Annotated in this window: 21 protein-coding genes; 5 read left to right on the forward strand and 16 right to left on the reverse strand. The window is 35.5% G+C overall.

Features of this window, described 5'->3' with window-relative positions; translation table 11 throughout:
- Window positions 1-140 precede the first annotated feature (140 nt).
- The 7 genes from ACTJIV_RS00835 to ACTJIV_RS00865 all read right to left on the reverse strand — a co-directional run bounded on the left by ACTJIV_RS00835 (window position 141) and on the right by ACTJIV_RS00865 (window position 4,045).
- Window positions 141-1,172, reverse strand: a complete 1,032-nt coding sequence (locus ACTJIV_RS00835; RefSeq protein ID WP_440625017.1) for a hypothetical protein — start codon at window positions 1,170-1,172, stop codon at window positions 141-143.
- A 189-nt stretch (window positions 1,173-1,361) separates the two neighbouring features.
- Window positions 1,362-1,853 carry a hypothetical protein gene (locus ACTJIV_RS00840; protein ID WP_440625019.1) on the reverse strand — a complete coding sequence of 164 codons (492 nt, stop codon included), beginning with the start codon at window positions 1,851-1,853 and terminating at the stop codon, window positions 1,362-1,364.
- Window positions 1,853-2,041: a hypothetical protein gene (locus ACTJIV_RS00845; protein WP_440625021.1), complete on the reverse strand. Its 189-nt coding sequence runs from the start codon at window positions 2,039-2,041 to the stop codon at window positions 1,853-1,855. The genes ACTJIV_RS00840 and ACTJIV_RS00845 overlap by 1 nt, the downstream gene beginning before the upstream one ends.
- Before the next feature lie 31 nt (window positions 2,042-2,072).
- On the reverse strand, window positions 2,073-2,309 hold the full coding sequence (locus tag ACTJIV_RS00850) for a hypothetical protein (RefSeq protein WP_440625022.1): 237 nt from the start codon (window positions 2,307-2,309) through the stop codon (window positions 2,073-2,075).
- Between the two features lie 102 nt (window positions 2,310-2,411).
- Complete coding sequence (locus ACTJIV_RS00855; RefSeq protein ID WP_440625024.1) at window positions 2,412-2,936, reverse strand: hypothetical protein; 525 nt, start codon at window positions 2,934-2,936, stop codon at window positions 2,412-2,414.
- A 5-nt stretch (window positions 2,937-2,941) separates the two neighbouring features.
- Window positions 2,942-3,475: a hypothetical protein gene (locus ACTJIV_RS00860; RefSeq protein ID WP_440625026.1), complete on the reverse strand. Its 534-nt coding sequence runs from the start codon at window positions 3,473-3,475 to the stop codon at window positions 2,942-2,944.
- An 18-nt stretch (window positions 3,476-3,493) separates the two neighbouring features.
- Window positions 3,494-4,045 (reverse strand): RNA polymerase sigma factor, encoded by a 552-nt coding sequence (locus ACTJIV_RS00865; protein ID WP_034701130.1) that lies wholly within the window; start codon window positions 4,043-4,045, stop codon window positions 3,494-3,496.
- Between the two features lie 190 nt (window positions 4,046-4,235).
- Here ACTJIV_RS00865 and ACTJIV_RS00870 point away from each other — a divergent pair, with 190 nt between their 5' ends.
- The 4 genes from ACTJIV_RS00870 to ACTJIV_RS00885 all read left to right on the forward strand — a co-directional run bounded on the left by ACTJIV_RS00870 (window position 4,236) and on the right by ACTJIV_RS00885 (window position 8,719).
- Entirely contained in the window at window positions 4,236-4,985 is a 750-nt protein-coding gene (locus ACTJIV_RS00870; protein ID WP_440625028.1) for a Rossmann-like and DUF2520 domain-containing protein, read from the forward strand.
- A complete protein-coding gene (locus tag ACTJIV_RS00875; RefSeq protein WP_440625030.1) occupies window positions 4,975-5,493 on the forward strand; it encodes a KdsC family phosphatase in 519 nt (172 codons plus the stop codon). The genes ACTJIV_RS00870 and ACTJIV_RS00875 overlap by 11 nt, the downstream gene beginning before the upstream one ends.
- 6 nt (window positions 5,494-5,499) lie before the next feature.
- The gene (locus tag ACTJIV_RS00880) at window positions 5,500-6,054 is read left to right on the forward strand and encodes a Maf family protein (protein ID WP_440625032.1); all 555 of its coding nucleotides are present in this window, start codon (window positions 5,500-5,502) and stop codon (window positions 6,052-6,054) included.
- 85 nt (window positions 6,055-6,139) lie between these two features.
- Entirely contained in the window at window positions 6,140-8,719 is a 2,580-nt protein-coding gene (locus ACTJIV_RS00885; protein WP_440625034.1) for a tetratricopeptide repeat protein, read from the forward strand.
- A 57-nt stretch (window positions 8,720-8,776) separates the two neighbouring features.
- Here the strand turns inward: ACTJIV_RS00885 and tsaB are convergent, their stop codons facing one another.
- From tsaB to rpiB, 8 genes are all read right to left on the reverse strand, one after another.
- Window positions 8,777-9,463 carry a tRNA (adenosine(37)-N6)-threonylcarbamoyltransferase complex dimerization subunit type 1 TsaB gene (tsaB, locus tag ACTJIV_RS00890; protein ID WP_440625036.1) on the reverse strand — a complete coding sequence of 229 codons (687 nt, stop codon included), beginning with the start codon at window positions 9,461-9,463 and terminating at the stop codon, window positions 8,777-8,779.
- Window positions 9,464-9,610: 147 nt separating this feature from the next.
- Window positions 9,611-10,360: an SDR family NAD(P)-dependent oxidoreductase gene (locus tag ACTJIV_RS00895; protein ID WP_440625038.1), complete on the reverse strand. Its 750-nt coding sequence runs from the start codon at window positions 10,358-10,360 to the stop codon at window positions 9,611-9,613.
- Window positions 10,361-10,408: 48 nt separating this feature from the next.
- A complete protein-coding gene (locus ACTJIV_RS00900; RefSeq protein WP_440625040.1) occupies window positions 10,409-10,780 on the reverse strand; it encodes a YraN family protein in 372 nt (123 codons plus the stop codon).
- Window positions 10,780-11,205 carry a hypothetical protein gene (locus ACTJIV_RS00905; protein WP_440625042.1) on the reverse strand — a complete coding sequence of 142 codons (426 nt, stop codon included), beginning with the start codon at window positions 11,203-11,205 and terminating at the stop codon, window positions 10,780-10,782. Before ACTJIV_RS00905 ends, ACTJIV_RS00900 begins: the two co-directional genes overlap by 1 nt.
- Before the next feature lie 17 nt (window positions 11,206-11,222).
- The gene (locus ACTJIV_RS00910; RefSeq protein ID WP_440625043.1) at window positions 11,223-12,152 is read right to left on the reverse strand and encodes a S66 peptidase family protein; all 930 of its coding nucleotides are present in this window, start codon (window positions 12,150-12,152) and stop codon (window positions 11,223-11,225) included.
- On the reverse strand, window positions 12,149-12,835 hold the full coding sequence (locus ACTJIV_RS00915) for a LysE family translocator (RefSeq protein WP_111953945.1): 687 nt from the start codon (window positions 12,833-12,835) through the stop codon (window positions 12,149-12,151). The genes ACTJIV_RS00910 and ACTJIV_RS00915 overlap by 4 nt, the downstream gene beginning before the upstream one ends.
- Window positions 12,836-12,900: 65 nt before the next feature.
- Complete coding sequence (gene rnr / locus ACTJIV_RS00920) at window positions 12,901-15,054, reverse strand: ribonuclease R (protein ID WP_440625046.1); 2,154 nt, start codon at window positions 15,052-15,054, stop codon at window positions 12,901-12,903.
- Between the two features lie 429 nt (window positions 15,055-15,483).
- Entirely contained in the window at window positions 15,484-15,918 is a 435-nt protein-coding gene (rpiB, locus tag ACTJIV_RS00925) for a ribose 5-phosphate isomerase B (protein ID WP_111953949.1), read from the reverse strand.
- 554 nt (window positions 15,919-16,472) lie between these two features.
- Here rpiB and ACTJIV_RS00930 point away from each other — a divergent pair.
- Complete coding sequence (locus tag ACTJIV_RS00930; RefSeq protein WP_111953951.1) at window positions 16,473-17,663, forward strand: phosphoglycerate kinase; 1,191 nt, start codon at window positions 16,473-16,475, stop codon at window positions 17,661-17,663.
- A 542-nt stretch (window positions 17,664-18,205) separates the two neighbouring features.
- Here the strand turns inward: ACTJIV_RS00930 and ACTJIV_RS00935 are convergent.
- On the reverse strand, window positions 18,206-19,027 hold the full coding sequence (locus tag ACTJIV_RS00935) for a class I SAM-dependent methyltransferase (protein ID WP_440625048.1): 822 nt from the start codon (window positions 19,025-19,027) through the stop codon (window positions 18,206-18,208).
- Between the last annotated feature and the right edge of the window lie 36 nt (window positions 19,028-19,063).

Raw genomic sequence — 19,063 nt, forward strand, 5'->3', positions numbered from 1 at the left:
GGGTGAAATTAATTTAAACCATCATTAAAATGATTTAGTTTTTAGGAGCTTTTCCCACTCTCTGCACTTGCTATTTCAAAGCCCTATCACTACAGATAAAAAAATAAAAGAGAAACAAATTGTCTCTCTTTTATTTTGTCTTATTTAGGCTTAACGAAATTTTCGGGTAAAATATATTCTCCCGTAAGTTTATCAATTCCTATTCTGTAATACGCTGCATTTTGTTTGCGGATTTTTGCAGCTGCAATATCTATTACTACAGCAGCAATCAAACCTCCAATAGCACCAGCAGTACCAGCTCCTACAATAACCGGAGTACTGTTATATTGTGGAAAAATTTCTTCCTGAGATGCCATTATAAAAATGCCGTCATTATCTTTTTCAATTTCGATAATACTTACAGGTGTTTTCTTATAGGCAATTCCGTTATCTATAATCGCAAAAACATCTTTACCAAGATTATCATAACCATCAACCCTTTTCACCCCTTTAATTACACCATCTTTATTCTTTTTTACTGCAAATTCTTTATCTGGCTTTTGTTCGGCAAATGATTTATAATCTTTATAAACACCGTCCGTAAAAGTTTCAGAACTGTAAACCGGTAACTTTTCGGGTATTATTTTTTCATAATTTCCAAGATCAGTTTCAAAAATAGGAATATTGAGCCCAGTTTCAGTGTAGGAATCTTTGATAATATTAGCTAATTCCGATGATATTTTAGCCGCTATGGCTCTCGTAATATATGCATGATCTTTCTGTGGGTAATCTTTTGAAATTGTACGTTTTTTCAAAAAATAATATTTATCATTTCTTTTTAAAAAGGTAGACATTTTCATTTCCAGATGTCCCGTAACTGATCTTTCGGACGGTATATCACTAACCTTTAAATTTTCCAGCACAAGAAAATATTGAATATTTCCCTGTACCTTATTATCTTCTAAAAACCAATCAGAAAATAATTTTTCCAAATTATCTTTTTCAAATTTTACCGCAAAAGGATCTTTTCTGTGAGAAACTATTCCTATGTTTTTATCTTCTCTCTTGTCTAGCAAAGTAAGAGATTTGGCAAAATGACTTTTATCTTTTATACTATTTCTGAGCTCTATAAATTGATCTTTTTGAGCAGAAACAAAACTAGAAAATAATAGAAATAATAATTTTTTTTTCATTTGTTTTTTTTAAAGTTCGTCCGTAAAAATATGAATTAGTTTAAAAACTAAACGACTCCCACAAAAAATTGTAAGAGTGGTTATGTTATTCTTCCGAAAAATCATATTCTCCTGTCTGTGGATCGATATAAATTGCAAACGTTTCACTTTTTCTCGCCTTATTTTGTCTAAGTCCTCGCTCAAAAATTCCTACAAGACCAACAGCAAGACCTCCATACATCCCTCCTTGTCCTGCACCAACGCTAAAAAAACAGCAGAATTTTGAACCGAAAGAATATAACTTCTGTTGCTTACCAGATAAAATCCTCTGTCATTTTTATTAAGCTCTAAAAACCCCGAGTATGTTTTTTTATAAGCCTTTCCATTTTGTACATATATGAACATTTCATTGGCAGAGATTTTATCTTTCTTACCGTTTTCTTCTTTTATCGCTCTTAAAACTGCTCCTTTTTCATTTTTTTCAAAAACATAATTTCCCGGTTCAGGAATCTGGTTCATAAATGAAGTATGATTTAAGTAAATTCCATCTTTCAGCTGTTCATTTTTATATGCTTCGGAGTTGGCTTTTACAAAAGATTCATAATCCGTAAGATCATCGATTGTTACAGAATTTTCTTTGGGTTTCAGCGTATATGTTTTTTTCATAAACATCGCAAAAATAACCGGAATATTTTTCACCATTATATCCGAAATATTTTTACTTCTGAAACTATAAACCTATAAACCGTATCTTTTTTATATAAAAATTTATAATTATCTCCATCTTTCAGAAAAGTCTGGGCAGAAAACTCTATATCTCCTTCTGTTTCCTTTCCTACTGTTTCTCCCAGATAGGTTTTAAGCTTTTTAAGAACTAAAAACCATTTCATTTTTCCCGCCTTTATGGTTACTTTCTGTATATCATTGACTTAAGAAATTATTTATGGAAGTGGGAAAAACAATTTCTTTCATTTCTTTGCCGTCTCCGAAAGGCAGCTCTCCTATTTTTTGATTTTCTCTTTGATCAATTACTTCAAGAGACTTATAAATATTCCCTTTTGGATTTGAAAGATTTCCTCTTTCTTTAATGACCTCCTGAGATTGTGCAAAAGAAATTAGTGAAACAAAAAATAAAGCGATCTGTAGTATTTTTTTCATATAACATAAAGATTTCATCAAAAATATGAATTAGTTTAAAAACTAAACGGCTCTCACAAACAATTGTCTGTAAGAGCCGTCCAACATTAAAAAAATAAACTATTATGGGTTTTGTTTGGGCTTTACCATACTATTATTGCGTCCGCTGTGAGGTTTTCTCTCATTCATTTTATCTCTCATCATTCCTTCAGACTGGAACAGCTTCAATACTTTCTGGCAAGGAATCACCTGCTGCATCTTGTCAGCATATTTCTTTCTGTTATCAAGCAGTTTCTGTCCTACTTCGAAACTCTGCTGAAGCTTTGCTTTGGCTTCATCGTCAGATAATGTTTCAGGGTTGAAATCAGGGTTAAACTGGCTTTTTATCTGCTTCTGGTTATCTAAATACTCATTATAAAGCTGAGTAAATTCTGTTTTATCGCTGGCATCAATTTCGAGATTTTCTACCACCATATTATTCCTAAACTTTTTAAGAAGTTCTTTTCTCTCTTCAGGAGAAAGATTGTTTATTACCTCTTTTCGTTGTTTAGGGTCCATTTTTTTCCAGTCATAATCTGTAGTCTGTGCATTTTGTGCATTCAGGCCAAAACCATAAATAATAAAAAGTGTAAATAATATCTTTTTCATCTTTCTTAATTATATAAATCTAAATAAACGTCCTGAGTCGAATTGCTTGCCAGTTCTGATATTTCGGAATTGGAAAAAGAATCCAGATATTCATTCATTTTAATTTCTTCTTTTTTAGTGGCAGCTTTTACAGGCTGCGAAGCTGTTGCGCTTTCAACATCCTTTTTAGGAGTATATGAAATAGCTTTAGTTCCCTGACTACTAACTGTTTGATTATTATTTTCAACAGAAGTTAAATCTGCTTCCAAAGTTTCATAAGCACGTTCGCTTTCTGTTTTTGGTTCCTGAATGTTGACTGCTAATGTTTTTGAATTCGCCACATCTGCCGCCGGATCATTGTCAGAATTAAAAACATACGTTGCCCCGAATATTAAAGCAAGCGATGCCGCAGCGGCATACATCCAGTTTAATTTGAAAACCGGTGCTTTTTTATTCGCTTTCACTTCGTTCATTACATTATCCTGGATATTTTCAAATAAATGATCCGGAATTTTGTAAATATTCTTACGTTCTAGTTTTTCTATGTCGAACTCTTTCATCTTTGTTTGTTCAAAAAATTATCTCTCGTAATTTTCTTTAATATACTCTTCTATTTTCTGTTTGGCATAATGATAATTCGTCTTTAAAGTCCCTACAGACATATCTACAATTTTAGAAATCTCTTCATAGGGTAAATCATCATAATACCGCATCATAAATACCAGTTTCTGCTTTTCGGGCAGGCTTTGTATGGCATTCTGGAGCAGCAGCTGTATTTCTTCCGCATCTCCTTCCGTATTGTCGGCCACCAGGTTCTGCATATAATACTCAGGATCTTCATCCGTTTTCTGCATTTTTTTCAACTTGTTGACCTGCTGTAATGCTTCGTTGGTAGCAATCCTGTAAAGCCAGGTATACAGCTGACTGTCATTTTTGAACTGGTGAAAATTCTGGTAAGCTTTAATAAAAGTCTCCTGTAGCGTATCCTGAGCAAGATCTCCATCCACAATAATTCTTCTGATATGCCAGTACAATCTGCTTTGATAAGCATCCATCAAGGCACGGACTCCTTTTTCCTGGGTCCGTGGATTCTGCATCAACGAAATAATTTCCGCGTCCTTAATCTTCATAAGATGCTTTCACTGTTTTGGATTACAAAAATAGCCGAAAGTTAAATTACTTATTCAATTTTCGGTCCAAATATTTAAAATAATATCAGATCATTACGTCATGTGCCTTACACAATAGGAACAGAGATATTCCACCATAAACTTCAGGGAGCTCTGCCTCCGTCTTCCTTTAAAATCTTATCTTTGTTAGATGCAAACTGTAATTATAGGTTCCGGAAATGTGGCTTATCACATGGCAAAGGCGTTTAGCCTGAAAAATATTCCATTAATGCAAGTTTTTGGAAGGAACGGCGAAGAATTAAAGAAGATTTCCGGGGAATTGAATGTTCCTTATTCTACGGAGCAACTTCAAGATGCAGACCTGTATATCATCTGTGTAAGCGATAACTCCGTTGAAAATGTTTCTCAGCTTATCACCAAAAAAGACTGTCTGGTTGCCCATACTTCGGGATCTCTTCCCAAAGAAATTCTGAAAGGCGCGTACCGAAAAGCGAGTTTTTATCCTTTGCAGACATTTTCAAAATCAAAAGAACTGGATTATGAGAAGATTCCGTTATTTATTGAAGCTGAAAATGAACAGGATAAGCAGCTTCTTTTTGAAATTGCTTCCAAAATCTCAGAAAATGTAATGGAAAGCAGCCACGAGAAAAGAAAATATATCCACCTTACCGCGGTTTTTGCCTGCAATTTTGTCAATCATCTTTTCGCAAAGGCAAAGGAGATTTCAGATTCGCAGGAAATTCCATTTAATTATTTTCTGCCTTTGATTGATGAAACAATACAGAAAATTCATGAGATCGAGCCTAAAGCCGCCCAAACCGGCCCAGCCGTAAGAAATGATGTGAGGATACTGGAATTACATGAACGGTTATTAAAAGACGAAAGTCTTGAAATTTATAAAACAATGAATCATTCTATTCAAAAAATGTATGAGCTATAAAGAGAAATTAAAAGATATTAAGGCATTTGTATTTGATGTAGACGGAGTTTTTACAGATGGAAGCGTTTATCTGATGCCCGGTGGAAATATGTGCAGGGTAATGAATGTTCTGGATGGCTATGCAGTAGTAAAAGCACTAAAAAACAATTATTTAATCGGAGTAATCACTGGCGGAAATGATGAAATGGTAAAGCACAGGATCAATTATCTTGGTATAAAGGACTATTATCCAAAGTCACACGATAAAATGGTTGACTTTGAAGATTTTAAAAAGAAATACAATCTTAAAAATGAGGAGATCCTGACAATGGGAGATGATCTTCCTGATATTCACATTATGGAAAATTCTGCTATTTCAGCCTGTCCTGAAAATGCCGTTCCTGAAGTAAAGGGAATATCTGATTATATTTCTGCCAAAAAAGGAGGAAGCGGGGCAGTACGTGATGTAATAGAGCAGGTCATGAAGGTTCAGGGGAACTGGCATGATGATAATACGCAATCTGTATAAAAACGTATGAAATTACTTTTAGCATCCCAGTCACCAAGAAGAAAAGAACTGCTTTCAAGCTTAGGCTTCGATTTCGAGGTTGTAAAAATAGATTGTGAAGAAATTCTTCCCAAGGATATCAAAATAGGAGAGGCAGCAGCTTATCTGTCTGAATTAAAGGCAGCAGCATTCAGAGAACTGTCTGATGATGAAGTACTGTTAACTGCCGATACTGTAGTTGCAATAGATAATAAGGTCCTTGGAAAACCGAAAGACGGGAATGAAGCAAAGCATATGTTGCGGTTGCTTTCTGGAAAAACTCATCAGGTTTATACGGGAATTACTATAAAATCCGTTAATAAAACATGGACCGAAACTGATGTTGCAGATGTGGAATTTGATGAAATTACCGATGATGAAATAGAATATTACGTTCAAAATTTCAAACCTTTCGACAAAGCTGGCAGCTATGGCATCCAGGAATGGCTGGGCATGGCAAAGATCAGCAGGATGAATGGAAGCTTTTATACGATCATGGGACTTCCTACTCATTTGGTTTATAAAATTTTGAAAGAAATATAAATATTATTCATTACAAAATTTTGTTATTTTTACAAAATCATCAGCTGCTCATAATAAAAAGCAGATAAGAGAGTTATATTGAATAATGAAAAAGAATATATTATTCCTTTTAATCATGTGCATCGTTGCTTCCTGTGCTACCAAGACCAAAAAGCCGGAACAGCGATCAAAATTCATGAAAGGATTCAACACATATTACAATACCCTTTTTAATGCAAAAGATGCATTAAACAGCGAATTCACGAGCAGAGACAAGGGACACAAGGACAATTTTTATGCGCCTTATATTCCTATTCTTACTATTGAAGATCAACCTTTGGGAAGTGATCTGGGCCAATCTGCCGCCTTCGCTGAAAATTCCATGAAAATGGCTGAAGTAAACAGACCTTCTTCTGAAAGAGGAGCTCCGGGAATGCCACCCGGAATGCCCGATGCACAGGGAAATACAACTCCCGGAATGCCTGATGAGCTCCAGAACAAGGGAGCAACTACGTTAGAAATTGCTGAAGCAAAGGCTCAGAAAGCCATCAACAAATATTCAGTTATCAGAAACGGTGAAGAAAAGAATAAAAAGATTTTTGACGCTTACATGATTCTTGTACAATCCAGAATCTACCAGAACAAGGCCGTACAGGCCCTGGATGCCCTGAACTATGTTTTCACCCATATGAAGGATGATAAAAGGCTTCCTCTGGCGAGAATCTACCAGGGTGTAGCCTATGCGCAGATCAAAGATTATCATAAAGCCAACGAAACTTTTGCCAAACTACAGGGTGAGGATATTAATAAAAACTATGCTAAACTGCTGAGCATTTATCATTCTGAGGCTCTTTTGGACGCAGGAAAGCTGGAGGAAGCCGGAGCTGAACTGGACAGGGCATTTGAGCTGAATTCTGACAGAAAACTGAAAAGCAGGATAGCCTATCTGAGAGGACAGGTTTCTGAAAACCTGGGACAAAATGATAAAGCCCGTGAAAGCTTTACCCAGGCTTATAAATATGCCAATGATTTTGAATTTGAAGTAAAATCCCAAATTGCCATTGCTAAAACTTTCAATGGAAAAGGGGATTATAACGGAGCCAAAAATTATCTGGAAGGGATCAGTAAGAAAGGAACTTACGGCTCCAGAAAGAATGAATTTTACTATGCTTTAGGTTTAATGGCCAACAAAGCCGGAAAGAAAGACGAAGCTCAGGAATTCTTTAAAAAATCTCTTTTTGAAAAGGTCTCAGATCCACAGGTAAGAGGTCTTACGTATTATGAAATAGGGAAGAGCTACCTGGAAAAAAATGATTATATCGGCGCCGGAACTTATTATGATTCTGCCCTTACGGTAATGACTTACGAGCCTTCTAAGGTCCTTTTAAAAGACCAGTCTGAATATATTAAGAAGATCTCTAAAAACTATTATCTGATCAAGAAAAACGACAGTATTCTTTCTTTAGCGAAGATGAATGATGCTCAGAAAACAGATTTTTTCTCGAAGTATATCGCCAAACTGAAAGTTAAGGAAGAAAAAGAAGAACAGGAGAGAAGACGTGCAGAAAGAAGCAAAGGTTTTGATTCGGGGGATTATAGCGCTAATTCAATTTTTGCCAATAACACCAATTCTTTTGAAGATTTTGGGGTTACCACCAAAGGTTTTTATTTCAGCAATACAGGAACAATAAGCAAAGGATCATCTTCCTTTAAGCAGATCTGGGGAGACAGGGCATTAGCTGATAACTGGCGTTATTCTAAAAAGATGGCGACTATTGAAGATATGAAAAATGAAGCTCTTGGCGTGACTTCGGCACCTAATCCAAGACGTTTTGAGCCGACTTACTATATTGAGCAGATTCCTACTGATCAGGAAAAACTGAGCCAGTTAAAGAAAGACAGAGACACCGCTTCATTAGGTTTGGGCGTCATGTATCAGAATTATTTTACGAATACCCCTTTGGCAACAAAGACATTATATGATCTCGTAGATGTAAAACCTGAGGAAAAAGTAATGCTTCAGGCTCTTTATGAAATCTTTGCAATGAATTACCAAAAGAATCCTCAGGTCTCTGAAAGAGCAAAACAGATTCTTTTGACCGATTATCCTTATACTTCTTATGCTGAATTTGCAAGAAACCCTAAGAATAATTCATTCGTGAAATCATCAGCAGATGTTGAAAATGAATACAAAAAGGCTTACGCTCTTTATGAAGCTGAAAAGTTCGGGGAAAGCCGTGACATCATAGATCAGACGATACAGAAGTATCCCAAAGATGCCCTTGTTCCGAAATTCCACCTATTGAATGCATTCAACACCGGGAAAATGAGCGGAAAAGAGGTAATGATTCTGCAGCTTGAACAGATCGCACTGAACTATTCTAAAACTCCGGAAGGCATAAAAGCGAAAGAAATGCTAAATTATCTGAAAAGTGAGCTTTCTTTCCAGGCAACGGATAATAAAGGAAATTCTCTTCCACAGCAGCCACAAATGCCGGCACAACCTGTACAGAATATGAATAATGGTATTCCTCAGAATCCAGCCGGAAATGATAAAAACAGCCAGCTTCAGCAGGTTGTACAGGACGCAGATACAGAGCCCAAAAAGCCTAAACAGAAACTGAAAAAGGATAGAGATAAGGATAAAGAAAAAAATCCTGATGGTATTCCGGAAATGCCCAAATAAATAAAAAGCGAAGATTTACTCTTCGCTTTTTTTATGTAACTGCTTATTTTTTTATAGTCATACAGAATCTGAAGATTTCTTTTTCTTCACCCCATGGAAATCTTTGAGATAGAACGGTTCAAAGTAGGCAATATCTTCAAACTCTTTTTTATCTATCATTTCTATGGTCTTTCTGATCAGGTATTGTGCAGAAGGGTAGATATCATTCCTAAATTCTGCATCCGGAAGATTCAGAATTTCTTCGGCCTTTTTAGCACCGTCGCCTACAAAAATCACCTTTTTATCTTTAAATTCCCCGAAAGAGGTTTCATCTAAAATTTTGGCTTCGGTCGGTGAAAGTTCTTTTCCTGTTTTGCCGTCATAAGCAGCCGTATAAACCTCCATTCTCCTCGCATCGACTAATGGCACTATATAATCGTAGTTTTTGCCTAAAAAAGGCTCTATCATACTTTCTAGAGAATTTACTGCGATTAAGGGAACCTTCAGTCCATAGCAAAAACCTTTTGCAGAGGCAGCCCCAATCCTTAATCCGGTGTAGGAACCAGGCCCTTTACCTAATGAAATGGCCTCTATATCTTTCATGGTAAGCCCTGCTCCTTCCAGCGCCCACTCCACAAAGGTATGTAGGCTTTCAGATTGTTTATAGTTTTCAGAAACTTCTTCGCACAGGCACAGGAGCTTTTCATCGTCTGAAATAGCTACCGAACAGTTTTTGGAAGAGGTTTCGAGGTATAATACTTTCATTTTCTTAATTTAAAAATTGCAGAAAGCGAAATTGCTTTAATTTATGCAAATTTATGGCTTTATTTCTATCTATGCCAGCTCCATAGTTTTTGCCCATTCCAAAAAAGTAAATGAGAAAAGGAGGATAAAAAGTGATATTTTTTCACCTTATTTTCTGTAAATCGTTCTCGGCTCGCTCTGTGCACTAGGATAAATGGTCATATCCGAAACCATCACATGTTTTGGAGCATTAATGCAGTAAGCAATAGCATCAGCAATATCTTCTGCCTTTAAAGCTTCATATCCTGCATATACAGTAGAAGCTCTTTCACTGTCTCCTTTAAACCTTATGAGAGAGAAGTCTGTCTCTACAGCACCCGGCTGGATATTGGTCACTTTGATCCCGAATTCAGTAAGTTCCAGACGCATTCCTTCAGAAATCACATCAACTGCTTTTTTAGTTGCACAGTAAACGGTTCCGTTGGCATAAGTCTGTCTTGCCGCCACTGAACTAATGTTTACAATATGCCCTGAATTACGGTCTTTCATGGAAGGGATGATCATTTTGGAAACATATAAAAGCCCTTTTACATTCCCATCGATCATAGAATCCCAATCATCTGTCTTTCCGGCAGAAAGAGGATCTAAACCGTGTGCATTTCCTGCATTATTAATAAGAACATCAATAGCTTTCCATTCTTCCGGCAGTGAACTTATTGCTTTTTCAACTTCTTCAAGATTCCTTACATCAAAACTTAAACTAAATATTTCGGTAAATTGAGAAAGCTCAGTCTTTAAAGATTCCAAAACTTCATTTCTTCTTCCACAGATAATAATTCTGTTTCCCTGTCTGGCCAAAAGCTCTGCAGTAGATTTTCCTATTCCGGAAGTAGCTCCGGTGATGAGTATTGTTTTCATTGTATTGTAAAATGTATAGTTGTATAGTGTGCAAAGTATTTAGTGACTTTAATTTGCATCTAATGCTTCAAAAGCACTTTCAATATGTTCTATATCTAAATTTCCTTTTCCGTCGGCAAGAACAGAAATAATATCAAATCTTACTTCACTGCTTTTGTTAAATTCTTCAAGATAATGGTTAGCGGCCGTAACGATAGACTTAATTTTTGTTTTGGTTACCGCCTCCTGTGGCAACATAAAAGCATCTGTAGAACGTGCTTTTACTTCTACGATGATAATTAAACCCTCTTTTTCAGCAATAATATCGATTTCAGCTTTCTGAAACCGGAAATTTCTGGTAACAATCTTATAGCCGTTCTTCTGAAGATATTCTGCTGCAAGGTCTTCCGCTATTTTACCAAAATCATTATGTGTTGCCATTATTTAAAAGATAATTTATGGTGTGTTGATATCCACACTTCTCTGTTTTTGCAGTCCCAGTAAAATCGTTTTGAAAACAAATCAAACTCACTTTTTTCTGAGGGTTTGAACAGGGTATCATTCAATTTATAAAAATCAATATTTTCAAGCTTATCAAGTGTAAAACCCATTCTGTTCTTGAGTTTAAATGTTTTAAAATCGGGTTTAGAAGCATAGTTCCTTCTTTCCCAAATCTTTCCTCTCTGATCATACTGAGAAAGGGTGTACTCAGTATTACAGGGACATTTCTCTTTATATTCAAACTTTAGTCCTTTGTAAAAGAATAGAAAATAAGAGACTACACTAACTAAAAACAGAATATAAAGCATACTTTTCACCAGATCCGGAGTGATTTTTATGGGCTCAAAATTTTCAGTAAGCTTCATCCGGAATCATCTTTTTTCTAAAACTCAATCTTAACCTTATCTCCGACCTTCATATTAACCTTCCCTCCAATGATTAAAGGTCTGTTATCTTTAATATGTCCATTCGGAAATCCAAAAACCGTTGGGAATTTATATTTTGAAATTCTGTCAGAAATTAGCTTGTAGGCAAATTCATCGAAGCTTTCTTCGTAGCTTTTATTTTCTTTTTCATCGCCCATATTGGTCATTCCGCCAACGATCAATCCTTTTATTTTATTGAAAACTCCGGCTAATTCCAGGGTCATGATCATTCTATCCAAAGCGTAAAAATTTTCCCCTATATCTTCAATGAATAAAATCTTATCCCTGAAGTCAAAAGAATACTTGGTTCCTAAAAGCGCATAGATCAAAGCTAAATTACCTCCGACCAGCTCTCCTTCAATATTCCCTGCCTTATTAAACTTATGTGATTTTAAAGTATATTCAGGCCTTTTTCCTTTCAAAATATTAAAAACCAGATCATAGCTTTCATCTGTAACTCCAAAGCTGGAAGTTTTAATGGTTTGTCCATGAATAGATGCAAAACCTTTTTTCAATAAATAGCTTTGAATAACAGTATTATCGGAATAACCGATATACCATTTCGGATTATTTGTAAAGTTTTTCAGCTTTAAGTGCTGAACCAGATGCTGGCAGCCATAACCTCCTCGAGAGGCCCAGATTGCTGAAATATCCTGATCATTTAAAGCCCAGTTGATGTCTTTAATTCTTTCCTGTTCTGTACCGGCGTAATTATAGCCGTTTGAATATTTAGTATAAAGGTGTTCGCCCAGAACGGGTTCAAAACCTTTGTTTTTAATCATTTCTATTCCCTTTTCGAGCTGAGAAACATCTACAGCTCCGGCAGGGGAAATAACAGCTATTTTAGAACCCTTTTTAAGGGCCTTGGGAAATATTATTTTTTTCATTCTGTTTTTTGATACTTGATTTCTTTTTTCTCAGCTTCTTCTAAACGCCTGTCGAACTGATTAAATTTCTTAAAGCTCTGCAGAAAGATGAAGAAACTGAAAACAATAAGAATCCCACCAACGATTCTTCTGATCTGGTTGGCAAGCTTCTGGGTAAGTTTATCGTGAAATTGTTTTGCTAAGAATATTTTGGCCAGGTCGATACACAAATAGGTACCAATAACGATACTCACATACAGTATAAAACTGCTGGTATCAGGGTACTGGTTTCTTACAGAGATTACTGTAACCAGCCAGAAAAGAATAACCCCCACATTTAAAAGATTGAAGAAAAAACCATTGAAAAACGTTTTAAAATAGTTCTGGCCAATGATTTTTTCTTCACCGGGCATATGCATTTTGGTCCTGGTGACCATCATGACAATCCCATATACAAAAATAAGTATGGAAGTGATCCTGTAAAATCCGGGATGCTTATCTATTAATGTGACAATATCCGCACTTGCATAATATGCAGCAACAATGCATAATAAATCTGCCGTAATGACTCCGAGATCCAGTGCCAGAGCATGTCTTGGCCCTCTGGTGAAGCTGGTCTCAATTAAAAGGAAAAAAATAGGTCCTATAAAAACCAGGCTCAGCATAAATCCTAAGACAATAGCAGATAGTACAAGTTCAAACATTCAATAGTATTTTAAATGAAAAAAAATTTCATCCCATTAATACAAAGTTAGACTTTATGATTTAATTAATCAACAATCTTAAAGTCTAACTGTTTTTGAATAAGGTTGGCTTTTACCACTTTGATCTGAACCTGATCTCCTAACTGATATTTTTTACCGGTCCTGTTGCCATACACAGCATGGGTCTTTGCGTCATAAGAATATGAATCATCTACCAGATCCCTTAATTTGATTAATCCTTCAGCTCCGTTTTCAGGAATTTCAACCCAGAAACCGAATTCTGCAACACCTGAAATAACTCCTGTAAATGTTTCTCCAAGATGTTTTTCCATAAACTTCACCTGCATGAACTTGATGGAATCTCTTTCTGCGTCGGCAGCCAGTCTTTCCATAGAACTGCAGTGTTTTGCTTTGTCTTCCAGCTCCTGCTTGCTTGGAGATTTTCCTCCGTCAAGATAGTGCTGTAAAAGGCGGTGGGCAAGAAGGTCAGGATAACGTCGGATAGGAGAGGTAAAGTGGCTGTAGTATTCGAAACCTAGACCGTAATGGCCGATAGGCTCTGTAGAGTATACCGCTTTGCTCATACTTCTCATGGCCAACGTTTCGATCATATTTTCTTCTCCTTTTCCTTTGACATCGGAAAGAAGCTTGTTTAAAGATTCTGCAACTTTCTTGGTATTGTCAAGATTCATTTTGTACCCGAAAGTAGAAACAAAATCTCTCAATGCTTCCAGTTTTGCAGGATTCGGATCATCGTGGACCCTGTAAATAAAGGTATTGTTTGTTACTCCACCTTTACTATTCAATGATACAAATTCAGATACTTTTTTATTGGCTAAAAGCATGAATTCTTCGATCAGGTGATTGGAATCTTTACTTATTTTAAAGTATACCCCGATAGGCGAGTTGTTTTCATCCAGATTGAATCTTACTTCACTTCTGTCAAATGTAATAGCTCCGTTTCTTACACGTTCGTCACGCATGATTTTGGCTAACCTGTCAAGGGTATTGATTTCCTCTGCAAGGTCTCCCTGGCCTGTTTCTATACGTTCCTGAGCTTCTTCGTAAGTAAATCTTCTGTCTGAATGAATCACTGTTCTTCCAAACCATTGTTTCTTGATCTCAGCTTTATCATTCAACTCGAAAACTGCAGAGAATGTATATTTATCTTCATTAGGACGAAGTGAACATACATCGTTACTCAAAACTTCGGGAAGCATTGGAACCACACGGTCTACAAGGTATACCGAAGTTGCCCTTTTGTAAGCCTCATCATCCAGGATAGTTCCCGGAACTACATAATGTGAAACGTCTGCAATATGCACACCGATCTCCCAGTTTCCGTTTTCCAATTTTCTTATTGAAAGCGCATCATCAAAGTCTTTTGCGTCCTTAGGGTCAATGGTGAAGGTACAGATATCACGCATATCCCAACGCTTTGCAGCTTCTTCATCGGTAATCCTTCTGTCAATTTTATCCGCATCGAGCTCAACTTCCTGTGGAAAATCGTAAGGAAGGCCATATTCCGCAAGAATAGAGTGGATCTCAGTTTCATGCTCACCCGGAGCTCCCAATACCTGGATGATTTCTCCTTCAGGGTTCTTATCACCAGGCTTCCATTCTATCATTTTTACCACGACTTTATCGCCATTTTCAGCACCTCCAAATTTGGTTCTTGGAATAAAGATATCTGTGTGGATGGATTTTTTATCACAAACCACAAATCCAAAATCTTTATGGGCAACTACCTGGAATGTTCCTACAAATTCAGTTCTTGCTCTTTCCAGAACTTCCAGTACGGAACCTTCCAGTTTTTTTCCTTTGAAATGATACGTCACGATCAGGACTTTATCGCCCTGTAATGCATCTTTCACATTTTTGGAATGGATAAAGATATCATCTTCCACACCTTCTACATTAACATAGGCATTTCCGGATTGGTTAAAATCAATAACTCCTGTCAAAGTTCCTGCAATCTTCAGATTAACGATATATTTTCCTTTTTCTACTTCTTTGATCTTTTCAGAGCCCTGAAGTTTGTGAAGGGCCTGGATCACCAGCTCTCTCTGGCGGGGATTTTTATACTCTATTCCGTCTGCAATCTGCTTATAATTATAGATCTTCGATGAATTGGTATTCATGAAACGCAGGATCAGTCTTCCGATCTCTATGAGTTTCTGTTCGTTTTTATGGCTTATATATTTACCTTTTCTTGGCATTTTTAATGTTATTTAATTGTTATTATTGTAATAATCCGTTTTTGAAATCTCTGAACTGCAGAGTTTTTAAATTCAAAATAAATAAGATCACGAATTAAAACTTTCTATTTATTATTTTTTCCTCCATATTAAGAGACATTTCAATAAAATCACTTTCAGGAATTATTACCTCTTTATGGATACTGTTTTTATATTTTCTTATTAATTCAACAGCATCAATTTTCTTTCCAATTTATTTACAATGGAACTTAGTCTGTTAAAATTACTACAAATATGGAGAAGAGGGGAGAAAAACCTGTGAATAAATATCTTTTAGGTATTCAGGTTTGGGATGGAAATAATAGACTGGTAATTTCTATTAACTGCTGCAAAGATACAAAATAAAAAATAAATAAGGCCTGCAATTTGATTTACAGGCCTTTATATATTTTAGCAAACAGCAATTTTATCTACTCTGTTCTGGTGTCTTCCTCCTTCAAATTCTGTAGAAAGAAATTTTTCAGCAATTTCTATGGCTAATTCTTTAGAGATAAACCTTGCCGGTATTGAGATCATATTGGCATCATTATGCTGTCTTGCCAGCACTGCAATCTCCGGCATCCAGCAAAGTGCGCATCTGATCTTCTGGTGTTTGTTCGCTGTGATCTGAACTCCGTTTCCGCTTCCGCAGATCAATATTCCCAATTCGTTCTCACCATTTTCCACAGATGTTGCGGCAGGGTGAACAAAGTCCGGATAATCCACACTGTCTGTGGAAAACGTGCCAAAATCCTGAACATCAAATTGTTCTGAAAGATAGTTCTTAACAATCTCCTTGTATTCATAGCCTGCATGGTCTGCAGCAATAGCTATTTTTCTTTTCATAATACCTGTATTAAGTCTTTTTAGATTTTATTTCATGACAAAGGTAAGAATAATAACAAAGTCTGTTAGTTAATCCATGGTAATTTGTGAAAAGGTATGTGAATAACTGTGGAAAACTTTTTCCAACTTTCTGTTTTTAAAGATGGATTTATTTCGTAATGGGAAATGTATTTGAAAATTTTAACCACAACTTTCAAAATGTTTTCTCCACTTAATCCAAAGTTTTTCCATAATCAAATAACTAATAATGGATTTGTGGCAAACTTACTCACATCTGTTAATAAGTCTGTGAAAAGACAGATTTACAAGATATTACAATGTGAATTAAATATGAATTGAATAAAAATTATTTGTTACCAATTATTTTGATAAAACTTATCCCCGAAACTAACAATACTCAACAACAACTACATTATTCTTTTCTTTTAAAGAGAAAAAATTGTTGATTAGTGGGTGATTGGGTTGGGGGAAAGTTTTCAAAAAGTTTTGTTTTATTGGTTCTCTTGAAAATGTTTAAAAGCTTACATTTGTGAAACGAAAATTCAAAGATACTTATGAAAACAATCAATGATTTCAATTTTAAAGACAAGAAAGCTCTGGTAAGAGTGGACTTCAATGTTCCGCAGGATGATCAGTTAAAAGTAACAGATAATACAAGAATCGTAGCTGTAAAACCTACAGTAGAAAAAATTATTAATGACGGGGGCTCTGTAATCTTAATGACCCATCTTGGGAGACCTAAAGGCGAAGTAAAAGATGAATTCTCTCTTAAGCATATCGTAGATGAAGTTTCTGCTGTTCTTGGAAAGGAAGTTAAGTTTGTGGATGAATGTATCGGGGAAAAGGCTGAAAAGGCAGCTTCTGAGCTTCAGCCTGGTGAGATCTTATTGTTGGAAAATCTTCGTTTTCATAGTGAAGAGGAAAAGGGGGATGCAGGATTCGCTGAAAAGCTTTCAAAACTTGGAGATGCATTTGTAAATGATGCATTCGGGACAGCTCACAGAGCACATGCTTCTACAGCAGTTATTGCTCAATATTTTGAATCAACTAAGTTTTTCGGTTTGTTAATGGCTAAAGAACTTCAGGCTATTGATAAAGTCTTGAGAAAAGGAGAGAAGCCTGTAACTGCTATACTTGGAGGTTCTAAGGTTTCAACTAAAATTACCATTATAGAAAATATACTTCCGGCAATTGATAATCTGATTATTGGAGGAGGTATGGCATTTACTTTTATTAAAGCTTTAGGCGGAAAAATAGGAAACTCATTAGTAGAAGAGGATAAACTTCCTTTAGCTCTTGAGATTTTAGGAAAAGCGAAGGAAAATAAAGTTAAAGTATATCTTCCTTCTGATGTTATTATTGCGGAAGCTTTTAATAATGATGCGGAAAGAAAAGAAGCAGATATTTATGCAATTCCTGAAGGGTGGATGGGACTTGACGCAGGTCATAAATCAAGAGACCAGTTCAATGATGTATTGCTGAATTCAAGAACAATCCTTTGGAACGGGCCAATCGGAGTTTTTGAAATGTCAAATTTTGCGGGCGGGACAGTTGCTTTGGGAGACAGCATTGCTGAAGCAACAAAATTAGGAGCTTTCTCTTTAGTGGGAGGAGGTGACAGTGTTGCTTTTGTAAAGCAGTTCGGTTATGATGATAAAGTGAGCTATGTTTCTACAGGTGGAGGAGCGATGCTTGAAAGTCTGGAAGGTTTGGAACTTCCTGGAGTTGCTGCTATCAATAAATAATATTTTATTTTTATATATAGGAGACCGTCAGATATGGCGGTCTTTTTTTGTTTTGCTTTTAAATTAAGAGTGAGTTGAGGCTAGTTTTCGAAAATGAGTGGTAAATTTCCAATTTTGTTAAAAAGATGTGGATATCTACATCTTTTTATAAAATTTATTTTCTGATGAAAATATGCTATTGGCGAATATTTTTTAAGGTTATTTTTTTTCACATGATCAAATTTTTAACCTTCATTCAAAATTTTGTAAAATAATTTGTTAGCTCAATTTTATTTTCAACAGCTTTTTTATTTGGATAATTTTTCTAACCTGAAATTGGTCAATCAATAATCTTTAGAAATTTACAGCTTGCTATAAATTGATATACTCCTTTTTTACATTTTCTAAATTGTTAAAGGAATCGAGTAGGGGAGTTTTTAAATTTACTTTTTAATTTGACTTATATATTGATCAAAAAATAAACCCGGAATATTCTCCAGGTTTTGTTTTTTTGTTGAAATTGGTGAAAATTGACCTTCAGAAATGGCTCAAAAATCGATTTTCTATCTTTTTTCGATAATGTATATCAAACTTGAAAATTCGTTCGAAAAAAGAGCCTTTACGTTAGAAATCGTTCCGTAAATAACTGCTTTTAGCCAAAAAAGAGGTGATTTTTTGTATTTTTCGCTCAGCATGGAGATGTAAAAAGAGTCAAGGACCAAAGGTTTGATTTTTCTCATTTTCCAGTTTGGTTTCTTGGAAATTAAATTTTCCATACCATTTTTGGAGAAATGATAAATATGTCTCGGTACATCATAAGCTGCCCAATATTCTTTGTAATGTTTTGCATCATAAGAAGTAGGGTTGGGAACAGCTATAATGAGGAGTCCTTTATCTTTTAGTTTTCTGTGAAAAATTTCAAGCATCTCATCCTGGTTCTCTACATGTTCAAAAACGTGCCATAATGTAATAGCATCTAAACTGTAGTCCTGAATAATATTGATATTATCAATTACCGTTGCTTTGGATATTTTATTAAGTGCAGCTTTTCTGGCATCGGCATCAGGTTCAAAACCGAAAGTTTCAAAATCGTTTTCTATATATTTTACAAATTCTCCGGCACCGCAACCGTAATCAAGGACTTTAGATCCCTTTTTTATCCTGTCTGCGAGGATATTTTTTTTGTATTGTAGATTAAAAGACTGTAAGAATTTATAAAGCTTTTCTTTAAAACTTCCTGAATCCTGATGATGGGAAATATAATCTTCGCTTTCGTAATATTTGGAAATATTGGATGGAATAGGAGAGGTCTTGAAAACCCCTTTTGTTTCTGTTTCTTTTATTTCAAATATTTCCTGTGAAAGAAAATGATCCTTTATTCTCATTGAATTAATTACTTGATATTTAAAAATAAGGTATTT

Origin of the sequence: Chryseobacterium sp. 22532 (assembly GCF_052044665.1) — a bacterium.
Classification (GTDB): Bacteria; Bacteroidota; Bacteroidia; order Flavobacteriales; family Weeksellaceae; genus Chryseobacterium; species Chryseobacterium lathyri.